The organism is Sphingobacterium sp. B29, assembly GCF_001952815.1.
GTDB lineage: Bacteria > Bacteroidota > Bacteroidia > Sphingobacteriales > Sphingobacteriaceae > Sphingobacterium > Sphingobacterium siyangense.
In genome coordinates this window covers 4,584,369-4,600,728 of sequence record NZ_CP019158.1, presented here as the reverse complement: position 1 = coordinate 4,600,728, position 16,360 = coordinate 4,584,369, and the positions used below count along the sequence as shown (strand labels likewise).

At 39.2% G+C, this 16,360-nt stretch carries 17 protein-coding genes and 1 riboswitch; of the genes, 5 read left to right on the top strand and 12 right to left on the bottom strand.

The features are described 5' to 3' along the window. Positions 1-24 precede the first annotated feature (24 nt). Entirely contained in the window at positions 25-831 is an 807-nt protein-coding gene (locus tag BV902_RS19885) for a DUF2490 domain-containing protein (RefSeq protein WP_075993433.1), read from the top strand. Here the strand turns inward: BV902_RS19885 and BV902_RS19880 are convergent. Further along, positions 828-1,715, bottom strand: coding sequence for a helix-turn-helix domain-containing protein (locus BV902_RS19880; RefSeq protein ID WP_075993432.1), 888 nt, complete (start codon positions 1,713-1,715; stop codon positions 828-830). The genes BV902_RS19885 and BV902_RS19880 overlap by 4 nt on opposite strands. 152 nt (positions 1,716-1,867) lie before the next feature. Next, positions 1,868-2,443, bottom strand: a complete 576-nt coding sequence (locus BV902_RS19875) for a DUF1572 family protein (protein WP_075993431.1) — start codon at positions 2,441-2,443, stop codon at positions 1,868-1,870. A gap of 48 nt (positions 2,444-2,491) precedes the next feature. Between BV902_RS19875 and BV902_RS27430 the strand changes: the two genes are divergently transcribed. Continuing rightward, positions 2,492-2,659: a hypothetical protein gene (locus tag BV902_RS27430; protein WP_157626143.1), complete on the top strand. Its 168-nt coding sequence runs from the start codon at positions 2,492-2,494 to the stop codon at positions 2,657-2,659. Between the two features lie 91 nt (positions 2,660-2,750). Here the strand turns inward: BV902_RS27430 and BV902_RS19870 are convergent, their stop codons facing one another. The 10 genes from BV902_RS19870 to BV902_RS19825 form a co-directional block, all read right to left on the bottom strand. Next, positions 2,751-3,494: a GIN domain-containing protein gene (locus BV902_RS19870; RefSeq protein WP_075993430.1), complete on the bottom strand. Its 744-nt coding sequence runs from the start codon at positions 3,492-3,494 to the stop codon at positions 2,751-2,753. 249 nt (positions 3,495-3,743) lie between these two features. Next, positions 3,744-4,400: a thiaminase II gene (gene tenA, locus BV902_RS19865; protein ID WP_075993429.1), complete on the bottom strand. Its 657-nt coding sequence runs from the start codon at positions 4,398-4,400 to the stop codon at positions 3,744-3,746. Next, positions 4,387-5,226 (bottom strand): bifunctional hydroxymethylpyrimidine kinase/phosphomethylpyrimidine kinase, encoded by an 840-nt coding sequence (gene thiD / locus BV902_RS19860; protein ID WP_075993428.1) that lies wholly within the window; start codon positions 5,224-5,226, stop codon positions 4,387-4,389. The genes tenA and thiD overlap by 14 nt, the downstream gene beginning before the upstream one ends. Beyond that, on the bottom strand, positions 5,223-5,855 hold the full coding sequence (thiE, locus tag BV902_RS19855) for a thiamine phosphate synthase (RefSeq protein ID WP_075993427.1): 633 nt from the start codon (positions 5,853-5,855) through the stop codon (positions 5,223-5,225). Before thiE ends, thiD begins: the two co-directional genes overlap by 4 nt. Further along, positions 5,845-6,648: a hydroxyethylthiazole kinase gene (gene thiM / locus BV902_RS19850; protein ID WP_075993426.1), complete on the bottom strand. Its 804-nt coding sequence runs from the start codon at positions 6,646-6,648 to the stop codon at positions 5,845-5,847. The genes thiE and thiM overlap by 11 nt, the downstream gene beginning before the upstream one ends. Positions 6,649-6,729: 81 nt before the next feature. After that, positions 6,730-6,822: riboswitch (TPP riboswitch) on the bottom strand. Between the two features lie 62 nt (positions 6,823-6,884). Beyond that, a complete protein-coding gene (locus BV902_RS19845; RefSeq protein ID WP_237241738.1) occupies positions 6,885-7,727 on the bottom strand; it encodes a VanW family protein in 843 nt (280 codons plus the stop codon). A 125-nt stretch (positions 7,728-7,852) separates the two neighbouring features. Beyond that, entirely contained in the window at positions 7,853-9,103 is a 1,251-nt protein-coding gene (locus BV902_RS19840; RefSeq protein WP_075993425.1) for a hypothetical protein, read from the bottom strand. Between the two features lie 33 nt (positions 9,104-9,136). Next, positions 9,137-9,880, bottom strand: a complete 744-nt coding sequence (locus BV902_RS19835; protein WP_075993424.1) for a dienelactone hydrolase family protein — start codon at positions 9,878-9,880, stop codon at positions 9,137-9,139. A 118-nt stretch (positions 9,881-9,998) separates the two neighbouring features. Then, the gene (locus BV902_RS19830) at positions 9,999-10,844 is read right to left on the bottom strand and encodes an NAD(P)-dependent oxidoreductase (RefSeq protein ID WP_083663680.1); all 846 of its coding nucleotides are present in this window, start codon (positions 10,842-10,844) and stop codon (positions 9,999-10,001) included. A gap of 60 nt (positions 10,845-10,904) precedes the next feature. Next, on the bottom strand, positions 10,905-11,534 hold the full coding sequence (locus BV902_RS19825; RefSeq protein ID WP_075993423.1) for a Crp/Fnr family transcriptional regulator: 630 nt from the start codon (positions 11,532-11,534) through the stop codon (positions 10,905-10,907). Positions 11,535-11,963: 429 nt separating this feature from the next. Here BV902_RS19825 and BV902_RS19820 point away from each other — a divergent pair, with 429 nt between their 5' ends. The 3 genes from BV902_RS19820 to BV902_RS19810 all read left to right on the top strand — a co-directional run bounded on the left by BV902_RS19820 (position 11,964) and on the right by BV902_RS19810 (position 16,332). After that, positions 11,964-14,576 carry a TonB-dependent receptor gene (locus BV902_RS19820; protein WP_075993422.1) on the top strand — a complete coding sequence of 871 codons (2,613 nt, stop codon included), beginning with the start codon at positions 11,964-11,966 and terminating at the stop codon, positions 14,574-14,576. A 102-nt stretch (positions 14,577-14,678) separates the two neighbouring features. Beyond that, positions 14,679-15,062, top strand: coding sequence for a hypothetical protein (locus tag BV902_RS19815; RefSeq protein WP_088162243.1), 384 nt, complete (start codon positions 14,679-14,681; stop codon positions 15,060-15,062). A 124-nt stretch (positions 15,063-15,186) separates the two neighbouring features. After that, entirely contained in the window at positions 15,187-16,332 is a 1,146-nt protein-coding gene (locus BV902_RS19810) for a tetratricopeptide repeat protein (RefSeq protein ID WP_172840712.1), read from the top strand. Positions 16,333-16,360: the final 28 nt, after the last annotated feature.

The following is a 16,360-nucleotide window of genomic DNA, read 5'->3' as shown; positions in this document are numbered from 1 at the left end:
TTTTTGTGAACTAAAATTTTATGTATGTTTAAATTTCGTTTAATAAAACTATTCCCAATAATGCTCTTATTGGGAATTCATGTAAATACTGCCTACGGGCAAGTCAGTCCACCGGGGTTAGGAAAAGCAAGGACCGCATCTTGGTCTGTTCTGGGCCTACGCCGGAAACTGGATAGTGCGGGAACCAAAGAGGCACTAACCTACATCGGTCTGGGAACCAAAAGTACGCCCGACGATTCAAATCCATTTCATAAGCAGGCCATTTGGGTGCTAAATCATGAAGTCTATCATAAGTTTGCCAAGAATCAACAATATAGCTATGCATTGAGCTATCGTCGCCAAAACGTTTATGATGAGGCGGCACCCTACCATAATGAAGGTGTCGAGCAAGAATTTAGGTTATATGGGCGATATGCGTATACATTTATCCTGAATGATCGTTTGAAATGGAAAAATACCTTAAGGCAAGAGTTTCGAAAGTTCTTTACAGCTGATTTTCAGAAAACAGAAGAGAATTTTCAATTTAGGACTCGCTTGAAATCGCAGCTAAATTTTAAAATTTCGGCTAAAAATAAGCAAGAATTGGCTTTGAGCGCAGAAGGGCTTTTTGCAATCAGTAAGCTTTACGAACCTGCTAGTACATGGTCTAGCTTTGCTTATAAAGAGACCCGTCTGGGTTTCTATTACATGACAGATATTCCAAAAACACCTTTGCGATTGGATCTGGGGTATATGAACGACTTAATTAAAGGCTATGACAAAGTAGATTTTGGCGTTCATTATTTGGCCGTAGATTTAATCTGGAATTTACCTTACAGTAAAAAACATTAGCCCGCCATAAACTTATGTTTTCGATAGTCACTGGGTGAATACCCAGTGATTTTTTTAAATAGCCGAGTAAAATACGAGGGCGATTGAAATTTCAATTCAAAGGCTATACCGGCAATATCTCTCGTAGCATCCTGCAGCAGAATCTGGCTATGTAAGATACTTATTTCGCTAATCCATTGTTTCGGTGGTTTATTCGTCGCTTCTTTAACACATTTATTGAGGTAGTTTTCTGAAATATGTAATAAATTGGCATAGAATAATACGTTTTTATGATCGATATGGAATTTTTGTACATATTCGCGAAAACGGAAAGCAATATCTAGCTGTCGGCTCATCGGGGCCTTTGTTTCAATATCCGATTTTATCACCTTTAATAAGATACACTGCATCATTGAAATGCAGACTTCCATCACACGGCCCTCAGTAAAAAGTTCTTCTTCCAATAATACCAACATTTGTTGGATCCAATGTGCTACATGGGCTTTTAGTGTGGTAAAAGGATGGGAATTGAAAAATTTGATATCGTTTATACCAAGTTCAATATCAGTCACAATTTCATTTTCATAGACTACAAAAAAACCTTCTACATCATCAGAGATTGCCAGTGTGGCCGTGATATTGCCTTGTTTGATGTTAATGACTTGATTTTCAGTTAATGTGTAAGATGCGCTTTCGAGATGTTGGGTCAGGGATCCCTTCGTTACAAAAATGAGAAAATTAAACGTTGTACGATAGGGGATGACAGGCATCAGGATACTGCGTAGGTAATTCTCAATTCGATAGACTTGAATTTTATTTTCATTGAATAAATTGTGCTCAGAAACATCAGGTAGAAATAACTTTTTGTACTCGTAATTGTTGATGATCTTAATCGAATTTTTCATAGTCTTAAAACAACGTACTTACTAATGAAATCAACTAAAAAAGAATAGTTGTGTGTATGACAAATATACTTAAAAGTTGGCGAAAAACAGGTTAAAATCCAATGCTTTCATTTAAGTAATTACTGTGTTAATGGAGTGTAAAAGCCTATTTACTACATATTCTCCTGATTTCCTTTTAGAAACTCGGAGGTGAAATGTTGTTGCTGTTTTTCGTGGCTGAATTTCTCCTTATTATAGGAAGCTGAATGACCTTTGGGTATCGATAAGGTGGACCATTTATCATCCAAACATATTTTTCCGATATAGAGAATCTGCCCGATGTGGTAAGGATAATGTGCGAGTTGCCGCAAGATCGCTTCCATGACGGTATGTCCTTGATTACGGATATAGATGATTTTAACGAGATCTTCTTCTCCGAGCGATTCTATTGCTTGAAATAGACAAGCCCATCCAGCATTCCAATAAGTAATAAGCTCGTCGCGATCTGTCCAGCTGTTCTCAAATTCCTGATCCCGGTTCCTATTTTCTTTTTCACCATCTGTGCTGAGAAAATCCGTCCAACGGGAAAGCATATTTCCACCTAAATGTTTTACAATTAATGCAATGCTATTGCTTGAATCATTTGGATGCCAAAAGAGCTGTTCAGTGCTTAGTTGTGTAAATGTTTTATCACCCAATGATTTATAATATTGAAATTGCTTTATACAAGTCGCTAAGAAATTATCCATTACGCCGAAAGTTTATCATTTATATGCATATTAATATACAAAAATGTCGTGAAACCGAGACCTAAAATAGTTTTTTTTGAGCAGAAATCTGGTGGTGTTATCGATCTCACTAATTTCCTGATACTGCTTTTTGAAGTGATTAATGTGCAAATTTATAAGGAGAAGGAGAAGGAGAAGGAGAAGGAGAAGGAGAAGTGTGAGCAAAAAGGTCGATAAAAGCAAAGGTGATACTGGGGTATGTATCACCTTTAAGCTAACTAAACATTAAACATAAACAAACAGTCTTTATTAAAGACCACACTAAAAATTATAGTACTACTCTGCCGCTAGTTGATTTGTCAACTTGGACATTTTTTGGTTGATTTTTTAACGCAATTCTGGCAGATGTAGAAACCTTTCCCTGTAAGTTTTCTTTCACGCTGAGCGTTACATTTGCAGACGAATTCGCTTGTATTTGGGCATTTGTTGTTGAGAAACGGCTCATATCAACCGATGCCGATGAGTTGGTGTTCAAATTTAAATTTGAAGCACTTCCCGAAATGTCTTGGCTGGAAGAACTACTTGCAGATACCTGCAAATTTTTACTGCTCACATTCGTTGTTAAACTACTCGAAGAACTTGTTGAAAGGCTTATATCATCCGCAATTAATCTTTTAAGGGATATGCTTGCTGAAGAAGATACGTCAACAGAAATTTTATCGGCCTTAATTGTTTCATCGGTATGAATTGAACTGCTAGAAGATGCCGAAAAACGTGTTGGTATCTTACTTGAGTAAACAGTTACGCGATTGTTTCTCGCATTTCTGACAGAACTGTTTCTTTTATACTGTACATAGAGTGTACCGTTTTTTACAGTCGTTTCGATAAGGGATAAATGCTCGGGATTATCTGCTTCAACAACAACCTCGTTGCGATTAGAGTGAATATAATCTACACGTAATGAAGTTGCCGATGAAATGCCATCTGGAGCAGTGATTTTGCGTGTTTCGCGTTCTTGTGCCTGAGCTACATATAAAAATGAAATAAAGGCAATGGTTAAGATTCTTTTCATTATTTTTCTGTTATTAGTTTAAATTTATTGTTACTGAAAGTTTCATTTTAATTCCCCTTTTTATCGTTTCTTATGTGCTTATGCACTTATGTGCACGCTCTATCGTTAACTGCCACCTATAGTATAATAGTAATGCCAAAACTTTAAATCCGTTTAAAATACTGATTAACACTAGTTTTGTTTCTGAGTGCTATTTTCGTTAATGCTCATTTTTGAACATCAACTGTTCGGTATCGGACAATAGTTTGTTTACCATACCCTTCGTTTGTAGGCTGCTAACCAGAATTGATACTCTAATTGGGAAGCTGTTATAAATACTTGTCGCATCTTCTCCCGTTTTGTTGCAGTAGTTTCTGCAGCAATTTTGTCAACGTAGTTTTTCGCCTTGATAACGCCCTGTGCAAAATCCTCACCGCTATAGGTTTCTATCCATTTGGAATAGGGATTTCCCTGTGTATTTGCTGTCGATACAATGTGATCTCCGACCTCCTTATAAATCCAAAAACAGGGGAGTGTTGCCGCCATAGCGACCTCAATGCTCTCGAAAGCGGCTACGCTTTTAAGAAAATGGACATAATGATGGCAGGTTGGTTCGATTTTGTTGCTCTTGTCGGCAGGACTTAAACCAAATTCCCGAAAGTAATTTTCGTGTAATGCCCGTTCAACAAGAAGCGCATTGCGACCAAATTCGAAATAGTCCAATGCTTGTTGGTTATCCGCACTTTTTGCACCTATAAAGGCGAGCACACGGCCAAATTCTTCTAAATAGAAAGCATCCTGCTGCATGTAAAATTGAAATTTATCCAGGGGAAGACTACCATCACTAAGCTGAACAATAAATGGCATAGTAAGTATATCCGAATAAATAGCTGTTATGGATTCCCAGGCATGATCAGTCCAGTTCATATTGAATAAGTTTAATCGGATTATGGAAGTGATTTAATGGCCCATTTCCTTTGCCAATGACGAGATCTTTGCTACCAGCTATTGCTGCGTGTATATAGGCCAATGCGAATTCAACCGCGCTATCGAGACCAACGCCTTGTGCCAAATGGCTCGCAATTGCTGAAGAAAGCGAACAACCGGAACCATGTGTATTTTTGCTGTTAATTTTTTGAGATTTGAATTCAATTGGTGGACTCTTGTGCTGGAACAACAGGGATGTTAATTCTTGACTTTGGAGATGCCCGCCTTTAATCAAAACGGATTGACAACCTTTCGCCAATAGGCTATTTCCCGCTTTTTTCATCTTCTCAACATTGTCAATAACTTCGTTTACTAAAACACTTACCTCGTCTAAATTTGGTGTAATCAGCATTGCTAAAGGAAAAAGAAGTTCTATGCAGGCCTGAATTGTATCATCGTGAATGAGCTTGTGCCCGCTGGTCGAGACCATGACTGGATCAAATACGATAGGCCCTTTATATTCTTTTAAATAGCTGCTAATAAGCTCCACAAGTTCAATATTGTGTACCATTCCTATTTTGATTGCATCGGGATAGATATCGTCAAAAATAGCATCCAATTGGTCCTGGACGGCTGCTGTAGGAATTTCATAAATACGTCTTACACCTTGTGTGTTCTGAACGGGTAAGGCAGTTAAAACATTCATGGCATAACAACCTAATGCAGATATGGTTTTGGTATCTGCCTGTATACCTGCACCACCGCTACCATCGAACCCCGCAATGCTGAGTACGGTAGGGACGCGGTATTTTTTATCTTTTGTCATTTTAATAGTTCTTTTAGTTGTGCACTGGCGGCTCTGGGATCTTGACTTTGGCATATGGCCGAAACGACTGCAATGGAGTCTGCACCGGCATTCCAGGTCTCTTCTGCTGTTTGTAAATTCATCCTTCCGATAGCGATCAATGGTTTTTCCGTCCTACTCCGAAGTTGTTTTAAACCCGCAATTCCCCATTCAGTAACCGTATCTACTTTTGTTTTCGTAGAAAAAATGGGGCTTACACCAAGGTGGTCGACGGTGTACATTTGTTCACTTTCCAGTTGTTGCATGTCTTCTATGGACCAGCCTATGGTTAATTTATCACCATATTTTTCGCGAATAGCGAGCGGCTGCAAATCATTTTGACCCACATGTACTCCCCATGCCTCGATTTGGGCAGCGATTGCTACGGCATCATTGATCACGAGCGGAATACCATAATGATCGGTCAGTTTTTTCAAACGGATGGCTTTATCCAAAAATGTGGCCGGATCGTCAGCCTTTTCGCGCAATTGTATAAGATCGACTCCGCCAATAATGGCTTCTTCGGCAACATTGAGCCAATTTTGAGGATAACAGTCCCGCTCAGAAATTACCAAATATAAAGGGTAGGGAAAAAGCGGATTAATGCGCATAGCGTTTGATCTTGAGCTTTGATTTTAGACGTTCTGCATTGAGCTGATAGAGTTCATCATAGAGATTCAATTGCAGGGTGCCCGGTCCAGCTGCTGTTTGGGCAGCGAGTTCTCCCGCTAAGCTCAGAATGGATACACCGGCAACAGCTGCTTCAAAATATTGGTCTGTAACACCTAGAAATGCACCAATAAGCGCAGTAGCACTACAGCCAAGCCCAGTTACCTGTGTCATTAAAGGGTTGCCATTAAAAACTTCAACCCGATATTGCTGTGAAAGGATATAGTCTACTTCTCCAGAAATACAGATAATGGAGCCGGTTTGTTCTTGTAATAATTGGCCAAATCGGAGCGCATCTTTACTCGCTGTCGTGCTGTCGACTCCCTTTGTGTTCGGTTGGTTGAAATTGTACAGCGTCATGATTTCTGATGCATTTCCACGAATAACCGTGGGTTTGAGATCCAGTAGATTGGATAATAAATCATTGCGGAATGCTGATATCCCAGCACCAACAGGATCAAGTACCCATGGCCGTCCAATGGTATTGGCATGTTCGGTAGCAACCAGCATAGCTTCGGCAGTATCTTCACTCAAGGTGCCGATATTAATGACAAGAGCTTGTGCAATATCGACAACCTCGCGTACTTCTAATGGGCTGTGTACCATCACAGGGGACGCTCCTAGGGCTAAAAGTGCGTTGGCAGTATTGTTCATCACGACTAGGTTTGTGATGTTGTGTACAAGGGGTTTTTCGACCCTCAGCTGCTCTAATAAATTGATAATTGAATCTTCCATTTTTTTACATATGCTAAGATATACTGTGTGGCCTTGGAGGGAAGAAGAGCGATAGCCTGTGCAGTAAAGGAGTATGCTGTACAGTGGATTTTTGCTTTTCCCTACGCCGGTATAAACCGAATCAGGTTCAAAGGGACTATCTCAATTCTATACAGAATACCCCCAAAGCCAGACCAAACTTAAACAAAAAAGAGGACTTTTCATATCCGTCATTTTTCGATCATTAGCTTGTTGAGTTAATCGGCCGGATTTTGATCGGCACTAATTTCAATGTATTCAACAGGGGTATAGGTAACCCGGGCAAAATTTTTGGTCAAAAGTTCGGTTTCCAAAATCTTTACACCCTGAAACTTTAAAAATTTCTCGCGCCAAATCTCATTTTTCCGAAAGAACTGATTGTCTATTTTAAGAAATTGATGTTCTTTTTCAACGACATGGTACGCAAAATCCAGTTCTTGATCAATTCTTAATTCGCCCTCTAAACATTTGTCTGTGAACCAGAGATTTATTTGAAAGGTGTAAGGCGTGTTGTTGGTGAATTGATAGTCGCGGTAATTATAAAAGACGGTAGCTCCACTACCGAATGGCAAAACACGGCCATCGTCCGGAAATGGATCAAAAGAGTGGTGATAACGTTCATTGACGGTGAGTGGACTATGGATAACAAGCCAATGGATGAGGTTGGATATTTGACAGATTCCACCGCCAATACCCGCTCTTGCTTCACCAAAGGATAACTCCATGCCGGGCAGATATCCTTTTTTTACAGTGGGTAGTCCAACGAGTTTACAAAATGAAAAGGTTTCCTTCGGTCTGATCAGAATGCTATTAATCTGTGCTGCTGCAATTTTCAGGTTGGTAACTTTGTTAATCTGCAATTGCATATTATTTTCGCCTAGTTTTTTTAATAAGACAGACTGATGCTTTTTAATACGAAAGGGAAGTTTTTCAGTTGATTTAGCTGTGCTGTATTTCTTATTATCAAATAGCCAAACGGCTTTGCGCTGCACTCTTCTCGCCCATACTGCAATAAAATAGAGTATGGGATGAAGTTGACTGATCAGTTTTCTTTTTCTCAATTTGACGTTTATGTATCGCTATCAAAATTAGTGCAGAAATGTGTTTTTTGCCGAATTTCGTCGAATATTTTTTTGTCAAAATCAAGAATCTTATTGTCTGAGCTTAGTGCAGTTTTTCAGTTCGTTTAGTTGGTTTTCTTTGCCTGTATGTATTTCGCTGTTAACTTTCCCTCCTTGTTATAGATCAAGCTTTCGTAGGCACAGTTTCCGAGATCTTTTACAATAGATTTTTGTTGTAATACACCCTCATAATAAAACTCATCAATCGTTTCGTTGGCTCGGTACGATCGCTTGATTTCGGCTGTCAGTCGATCGCTTTGATCGAAGGTTTGGCGCAGCGAGTAGTCACTTGTTTCCGGACTATCATACTGATAGCGGACGCGACTTTCTCTTTGATCATTTCTGCCCGAAATCTCTTCAGTAATTCGATTCTGTTGATCATAACTGTAAATGGTCCAGTCTCTCCGTTGATAGACAAAATGAATGGATTCACTTTTTATAACCTGGAGTTTACTGTTCAAGTGATAAATCATCGCCGATTCAAATGTAGGATCGTAGGAAACAATGGTATTTGGGAGATACCGGTAAATTGTACTGCTGCTCCACTTACTATTTCGAAGGTACTGTATGGAGTCGATAAGTCCGAATTGATTATAGCATCTTTTGTTGTAATAATTATTTCCCCCGGAAAGATTGTTCGATGTGATCTCTTTGCCTTCTTCATATACAGTCGTCATAATTGCACCGGATTGCACCGCATTTTCGTCCGAAAACTGCTGCATTACATAAGTGCCGTCACATTTATTCTTACGCTGACTGTAATAAAGAGGAAGAGCGGAATTTGCGATAATAGCCGCTGCATATTGCCCGGATGGAATAAATTGAACTTGTGCGATTGAGTCAAAGAAATGTGAGGCATTATATTGTGCAGAAGCTTTCTTTGACGCAATTTGTGTGCTGGTGTTTAATATCGGTTTGGCTGCTGCCAGATAGGTATTACTATCGTATATGATCTTGGGTTTGGCTAATCCATCAAACAAGATCATGGCATGACGTTGCTTCAATGACAATACGTCGATGGTCCACTGGTGATTTTTAACGATGAATGTGAGTTTTTTTGCATCGGTTTTTGTGACCAGTAACTTTGTTGTGCTATAAGGTACTAATTTGAAAATCTCAGCAGCATTTTTTTCGTGTAGACGCATGATAAAATCAGTTGATTTATCGGACTCATTGGTTAGAAAAAGAACTGCATGCGTTGGGCTAGCTATTGTTAGCGATTTTACTGTTTGCGATGCTGCGCTGGGACTATATAACAGCAATATCAACAACTGAATGATAATCGGATAAATGTGCAGTTTCGCGTTATAATTCATTTGGGTCGATATTGCTGTTGTTGACTTTGCTATTTAATTTAATACTTCTTTCAAAAATAATAAGGTGTGCTCCCAGGCACGTTTAGCCATTACGGGGTTATATTCGGCTGACTCGGGATTCGTAAACGTATGTCCCGAATTTGCGTAGGTAATTATTTGCCAGTCTGCTTTTCCTTCATTTAATTCCTTGACCAACCCATCGTAATCTTCTTTTGATACGCTTTTATCGGCTGCTGGGTGCTCAACGAGTACTTTTGTTTTGATCGAACCATTGGGTCTGTCGGCAGCTTTGGATAGGCCTCCGTGGATACTGATCACTGCATTGACGGGGAAGCCGGCTCTCGCTGCTTCTAAGGCTCCTGAACCTCCAAAACAATAGCCGATGACAGCAATTTTCGTCGGATCCGCGCCCTCTTTTTTCAGTTGTTCCAATGCGAGCATTATGCGATGCTGATAAGCTTTATAGTCTGTCTTATAGTGGCCGGCAATTTTCGAAGCTGCGGTGTTGTCCGAGGGAATATTTCCTTCACCGTAGATGTCGGCAATGAACGCGATGTAACCTTCTTTTTCAAGAAGCAATGCAGCTTGTTTCGCTTCGTTGTCAATTCCCTTCCATGCCGGAAGAATTAAGACAGCAGGGCCTTTTTTTGCCCTATTGGAGGTTACCATGCCGTTGAGTTTTTGTTCACCATCCTGGTAAGAAACCTGTTTTAATTGTTGGGCCTGCGTAGTCATGGTGACCATAGTAAGCACCAATAGTGTCATAACTGTTTTCATCTGTTAATAATTTGTTCCACTTATTATTTTGTGTGATCAGAAATGAACCTAATTTGGAGTCCATCTCAACTAAATATAATTTTCAATGTACATTTTTTTCACTGTCGCCAACCTGAAGCTATGACTTGATGGATTCAATGATACCAATAACATCGAGCTGTCCGAGACCTTGATCCTGTGCTTTTCCGTAGGTTTCGAGTAAGGTCTTGAGGAGGGGATAGTCAGCACCGGCCTGTTGAGCCAGTCGAATATCTTTCAGCATAAGGTCTAGCGCAAATGCAGGACTGTAGTTTTCTTCCACCAATAATGGTGTTTTCACTTTTGTTGCCCCACTGCCGCTGGCACTATCGTTGATGATTTCGAGCATATCGCTTCGTTGAATTCCCAGTTTATCTGAAAATAAGATCGTCTCCGCGAGACCTTGGTAAATCGTCGAAAGGAAATAGTTGATCGCAAGTTTAGCGGCAATTCCCTGACCATTTTCGCCGAGATGTTTGATCGATTTTCCCATCTGCTCGAGGTATGGTCGGGCGCGATGAAGGTCTTCGGGATCACCACCGACCATAATAATAAGTGTACCCTCAGTCGCTGGCTTGGTACTGCCGGCAACGGGAGCATCGATAAAAGCAGCGCCTTTTTCTTTTAGCTTAGTGGCTATTGAAATACAGCGTTCACGAGATATTGTACTCATATCGACAAATAATTTGCCCTTGATCTCCCTTTGGAGGATTTTTTCATAAACTTCGTTGACCGCTTCATCATTTGTGAGCATGGAGAATATAATATCGCTATGATCGACTAATTCACCTATATCTTCTCTGATAATTGATTGCTCTTCAAAACCTGCTGCTTTAGCCTTGTTTCTATTGTAAACAGAAAGGGGGAATCCTGCTTTTTCTAGATTTTTAGCCATGGGATACCCCATGTTTCCTAATCCTATAAATCCTAATTTTTCTATCTTCATCTAAAAATTACATTAATTGCTCTTGAAATTTACGTATAACTAAAGATACAAATGTTTTGCTCATTCCACCAATACCCTAATTTCGTTACGTAGCAGCACTATTTTATCTTCCTGTTCCAGTTTTTTTAAAATTCGGGAGACAACGACTCGGGATGTATTTAAATCGGAAGCGATATCCTGATGCGTAAGGGTGAGTATTCGGTCGTCATTCAGCTTCACTTTGGCTTTTAAATAGTTGATGATGCGTTCTTCCATATTGGAAAAAGCTAGACTATCAACAGCTTGTAACATTTCGTCCATACGGCTTGAATAGCTTGATATGATGAAATTTCGCCAGGAAGGGTATTTTCCCATCCAAAGGTTGACAAGCTCATTTGGAATCATGGCTACAGTCGTTGTTTTTTCTGCGAGCGCACGAATTTCACTTTTTTTATTCCCGAGGCAACAGGCTATCGACATTGTACAGGTTTGACCTTTTTCCAGATAGTAGAGCAACAATTCGCCTTTATCTTCATCCTCCCGGACAATTTTTATTGCCCCATCCAAGAGGAGAGGCATCGCCTTGATATATTGATTGGTATCAATGATGAGATCACCTTCACGGAACGTTTTTATATGCGCGTTTTCCGCTATTTCAGCGATTAATTCCGGTTCAAGAATGCCTGTATAAGCTTGTTCTATGGATAACATATTTTTTAAATTAGTTAAAGTTAATTATTTATAGGCTTATTTCAGCTGTTGTGGGAAGAAAAGGAGGTAGGTGGAAACGACGGATTGAAAGAAACAATTTTTAGCACCGCATGGGGATAAGCTATAAAATCTTGTATGCAATTCATAAAAATCGTAAAATTGATAAGTTTTGATTTATTCAAAACAGACAAAATATTATTCTGACTATTTTTGATGTTTTTTTATGAATACGATGGATGTGTTGTATTTATTTTATGTATGCTGTATTTTTATTGCCTCTTTTTGCTGAAATTTGCTGTTTTTCTGTGGAAGATTAAAATTCATTCTTTCTATATAGAGATACTGCATCATATTGGTATTGTTAAAATTAGTTAAAAAGACAATCAATTCCTAATTTTGCGGCACAAAAACAAAACAATCACATCTAACATGAAAAAGTCTTTACTTTTTTTTGCCCTTGTTTTTGCTAGTTATAGTGCCGTTCAAGGTCAAACAGCAAATACTGGTTCGGTTTCAGGAGTTGTCAAAGAAGCTACTGGACAAACGGTTAAAGGAGCAACCATTAAAATTACCCACATCCCAAGTGGACAAGTAGTAAGTGGCTCAGCCGATGCCCAAGGAAAATTTCAAATTTCAAATCTTCAAGAAGGAGGCCCCTACAAAGTAGAGGTAACTTACATTGGCGAAACGCCTGTTGTTTTCGAAAACATCATGCTGAAATCGGGGGAATCGTTGAATATCAATCCAATTTTTACGGCTGGATCTTCAACAAATTTGGATGAGGTTGTTGTTGTCGGTCATGGGGTTATCGATATTGCGGCAGGAAGAAAGACACCGATTGCCGTTTCGACGATCCGTAAGCAGGATTTAGAGGAACGGGTAGGAGCACAGGATATTACTTCAGCATTAGCTAATACCCCTTCGGTTTATATCACTGGTCAGGCAAAAGGTTTTGGTGAGTCTTCTATGACAACACGTGGTTTTGATCAGTCCAATACAGCATTTTTGTTGAACGGTCAGCCTATCAATGGTATGGACAATGGAAGTGTATATTGGTCAAATTGGTCGGGACTTACAGATATTGCCTCTTTAGTGCAGATTCAACGTGGTTTGGGATCGTCTAAATTAGCGATTTCATCTGTCGGCGGAACCGTAAATTACGTGACACAATCCACTGCAATGAAAGAGGGTGGTTTTGTTCGTACCACTGTTGGTAACGATATGTTTATGAAGGCAACAGTCGGTTACAATACTGGTCTGATGAAAAACGGTTTTGCTGTTTCGGCTATGTTTACACAGTGGTCAGGTAACGGTTATATGGATCATACAGAAGGTGCTGGACAAAGTTATTTCTTGTCTGTTGGATATAAAGCGAATGAAAAGCACAACCTGAACTTTATGGTAACGGGTGCACCACAATGGCACAACCAAGGCTATACCTCAAAATTGTCTAACTATCTCGCTAATGGCAGACGTTATAACGACAATTATAAGGATGCAAACGGCGTGATGATGAATGCACAAAAGAACTTTTATCATAAGCCAGTAGCCAACTTGAACTGGGACTGGACGATCGATGATAAATCATCTTTGTCAACTGTCGTTTACGCATCGTTAGCTGCTGGGGGTGGCCAATCCTTGCGAAGCGATAAATACAATACAGGCAAATATTTAGCTGCTGATGTGAACAATCACCAATGGTTCGGTATAGTTTCTAACTATAATCGTAAACTTTCAGAATCCTTGAATTTCAATGTCGGTTTTGATGTAAGGGACTATAAAGGTACACACTATCGTAAATTGACTGATCCACTTGGAAATACAAATGGTGTTGTATTAGGCGGTAATGTTAATTTCCCTAATAAGCCATTGGTTACCAATACATACTCAACGAACCCTTGGAAAGCTTTCTCAAGTAAACCTGATTCGCGTGAAGATCGTTTAGCTTGGGATTACAATCAATACATTCGTTACGGAGGTCTGTTCGGTCAATTGGAATATGCGAAAAATGGCTTTACAGCGTTTTTCCAAGGATCGGTTTCCGAACAACAAAACAAACGTTCTGATTATTTTCAATACACACCAGGTAATGAGGATTCTAAAGACGTGAACAACTTTGGTTACAATACGAAGGGTGGTGTAAGTTATACATTGGGACATCATAGTGTTTTTGGTAATGCGGGGTACTATTCCCGTCAGCCTTATCAAAACAATATTTTCATGAATTTTGCAAATGATATTAATGAAAATGCTGAAAATGAAAAAATTCTTGGTTTAGAGGCTGGTTATAAATTTGCTTCTCGATTCTTGGATGTGAATGTGAATGTTTACCGCACAACTTGGGAAAACCGTGTTACGGGTAGTTCGAGTTTAGCGACGGCAGATGATGTGAAAAAATACAATCCAACAAATGATCCTGGTATTTTGGTCGAAGGCGCCTATTTATATACAACAAATTACGGTGTAAAACAGGTGCATAGCGGGGTAGAAGTTGATTTTGAGGCCCGCCCAATCGAAAAATTAAGCCTAACAGGTTTTTTATCGATAGGTGACTGGAAATACGATGGCGCAGTAAACTCGGTCGTACGTAACGATAACCGCGTCGAATTGGGACGTTCTCAGGTTAATTTAACCGGTGAACATGTTGGTAACGCAGCGCAAACTTCTTATGGATTTGGTGCTAAATATAAAGTGTTTAAGGGTTTGTCTGTTGACGCAAACTACAGATATTACGAGCGTTTGTATGCATCGAATTATCGTAGAGAAGTAATAGATGGCCAAACTTATGGACGTTATATGAAATTACCGTCTTTTAATCTTTTGGATGCCGGTCTTTCTTACAATGTCAAAGTAAGTGACAAGAACAGTATGAGTTTCCGTGTCAACATGAACAATGTGTTGAATAAGTTCTATATTTCGGAAGCTACTTCGAGTAACTTGGTGACGGATGTGAACAATACTTGGAATGGTATTGACACGTCCAATTTTGTTTTGATCGGACAGGGTAGAACTTGGAATGCATCTGTGAAATTTACATTCTAATAAGATTTACGTCGAATACAAAAGGCCCACAATTATTTTGTGGGCCTTTTTTTGTTTTTTAATAAAAACTTAATAATTTTAGGTGATCTAATTGTCAACCTGATGTTGCATAAATTAATTTGTCTGGAAAATTTACAGATCGGTACTGTCCATTTTTCTGCTTTTGTTGTTAATTTGGATGGTGGAAATACAGGCTTTGCTTTATTTATTAACCAAGAAAATGACCCAATCTTTATTTTTCGAAAAGAAAAGAAAAATGAGGTATCTTTCCATGTAAATGAAGAGCAATTCTTTTGGATTGTAAAAAACAGCCAGTTTACACCAGGAGAACGTCAAGACTTTTTTGCTGAATTTGTTGAATTCCTGCGTTTGATGGAAGAGAAGGTTTCCAATTATGTTTTCAAAAAGGAAAAATTAATCAAATTTACAAATTCGAGGGATATTGTCCGCTATAAATACTTATACCTGACAGGTGAAATTAGTTGATAAGAATACCCGATTATAATACCCGATCCCCCATTAGATTTCTTTTGTAACGAAATTTAGCTTAGTTTTGGGTATGAAGCATATGTTTTCAAATCTAGCTGTCATTCTACAAAACAATACTTTTGTGGAATCAGATTTTACACTGCCGGTACCCGTACTTCTTGCTAAGTTTTCTTTTTTACCTATTTCATCATTTTTTCCGGAAGCGAGTTCATCTTTTTCCGCTAATTGGCTAGAAACCGTCCAACAGAGCGCGATTAGATCTACATTGGAAGGATTTAATGTCGGAATCAGTGGCGATGGCAATCCTGTCGCTTTACTTGAGCAAGCGATTGCTTTGACTAATCATGCACTTGCCTATAGTTATTTAGGTCTTTATTATTTTAAAATAGCGGCATATGACCAAGCTATTGCAACGTTTACAAACGCAATCGAACAGTATAAAGAGGAGCCATTTTTTTATGCGAGCCGTTGTTTAGTTTATCGCCTCATCGATGAAGACGAAGGTGCTTTCTATGATTATCAAATAGCCAAGAGACTGGATTTTAATTATCATAGTGTATTGGAATGGGCAGAGAATCAAGCTGAACTCACTTACTTTGAGGCCGATAATTTGGTTATTCAAGAGCTGGAATCGAAGCCAAAGCAGCTGAGTACTGACGAAATAAATTCATTGGGACTTGAATATGTTCATTGCTATAGCTATCTAAAAGCAATCGGTCTTTATTCTTCGGCTATTGCGGAATCCGATAACAAGGATAGCAATCTGTTGGTTTTTAGAGGAAGTTTGTACCTGAAATTGACCTGTTTTGAGTTGGCATTGTCCGATTTCAATCAGGCTATTGCTCTTGATGAGAATCGTTCTGCCGCCTATATATTTCGCGCTAAAGTGTTTGAATCCTATCGTAATTACCAAAGTGCGCTGGAAGACTATGCCAAAGCGGAGGAAATAGATCGTGATTCATCGATCGTTTACGAAGAAAGGGCATCTTTGTTTGAGCGATTGGGAAATTTTGAGGAAGCATTATTGGATTTTGACCGCCTTGTTACGCTCAATCCGGAAGATTTTTATGTGTATTCATTACGGGCCGATTTGAATGAAAAGTTGGAGGATTTACCAGGCGCACTGGCAGATTACTCGAAAGCGATCGATTTGAATCCATATTATTCTGATTTGTATTCATATCGCGCAGCAATTCGTGAAAAATTGGGTGATCCTATCGGGGCAAAAGCCGACCTGGATAAATTCAATGAATTGGAAGATGAATAAAAAAAGTCCACCTTTTGGTGGACTTTTT

Excerpts from the sequence above, each read along its gene's own strand:
- thiM (WP_075993426.1), bottom strand. The coding sequence starts at position 6,648 with ATGGAAGATTCAATTATCAATTTATTAGAGCAGCTGAGGGTCGAAAAA.
- BV902_RS19880 (WP_075993432.1), bottom strand. The coding sequence starts at position 1,715 with ATGAAAAATTCGATTAAGATCATCAACAATTACGAGTACAAAAAGTTA.
- BV902_RS19835 (WP_075993424.1), bottom strand. The coding sequence starts at position 9,880 with ATGAAAACAGTTATGACACTATTGGTGCTTACTATGGTCACCATGACT.
- BV902_RS19840 (WP_075993425.1), bottom strand. The coding sequence starts at position 9,103 with ATGAATTATAACGCGAAACTGCACATTTATCCGATTATCATTCAGTTG.
- BV902_RS19870 (WP_075993430.1), bottom strand. The coding sequence starts at position 3,494 with ATGAAAAGAATCTTAACCATTGCCTTTATTTCATTTTTATATGTAGCT.
- BV902_RS19815 (WP_088162243.1), top strand. The coding sequence starts at position 14,679 with ATGTTGCATAAATTAATTTGTCTGGAAAATTTACAGATCGGTACTGTC.
- BV902_RS19885 (WP_075993433.1), top strand. The coding sequence starts at position 25 with ATGTTTAAATTTCGTTTAATAAAACTATTCCCAATAATGCTCTTATTG.
- thiD (WP_075993428.1), bottom strand. The coding sequence starts at position 5,226 with ATGACAAAAGATAAAAAATACCGCGTCCCTACCGTACTCAGCATTGCG.
- BV902_RS19830 (WP_083663680.1), bottom strand. The coding sequence starts at position 10,844 with ATGAAGATAGAAAAATTAGGATTTATAGGATTAGGAAACATGGGGTAT.
- thiE (WP_075993427.1), bottom strand. The coding sequence starts at position 5,855 with ATGCGCATTAATCCGCTTTTTCCCTACCCTTTATATTTGGTAATTTCT.
- tenA (WP_075993429.1), bottom strand. The coding sequence starts at position 4,400 with ATGAACTGGACTGATCATGCCTGGGAATCCATAACAGCTATTTATTCG.
- BV902_RS19825 (WP_075993423.1), bottom strand. The coding sequence starts at position 11,534 with ATGTTATCCATAGAACAAGCTTATACAGGCATTCTTGAACCGGAATTA.
- BV902_RS19820 (WP_075993422.1), top strand. The coding sequence starts at position 11,964 with ATGAAAAAGTCTTTACTTTTTTTTGCCCTTGTTTTTGCTAGTTATAGT.
- BV902_RS19875 (WP_075993431.1), bottom strand. The coding sequence starts at position 2,443 with ATGGATAATTTCTTAGCGACTTGTATAAAGCAATTTCAATATTATAAA.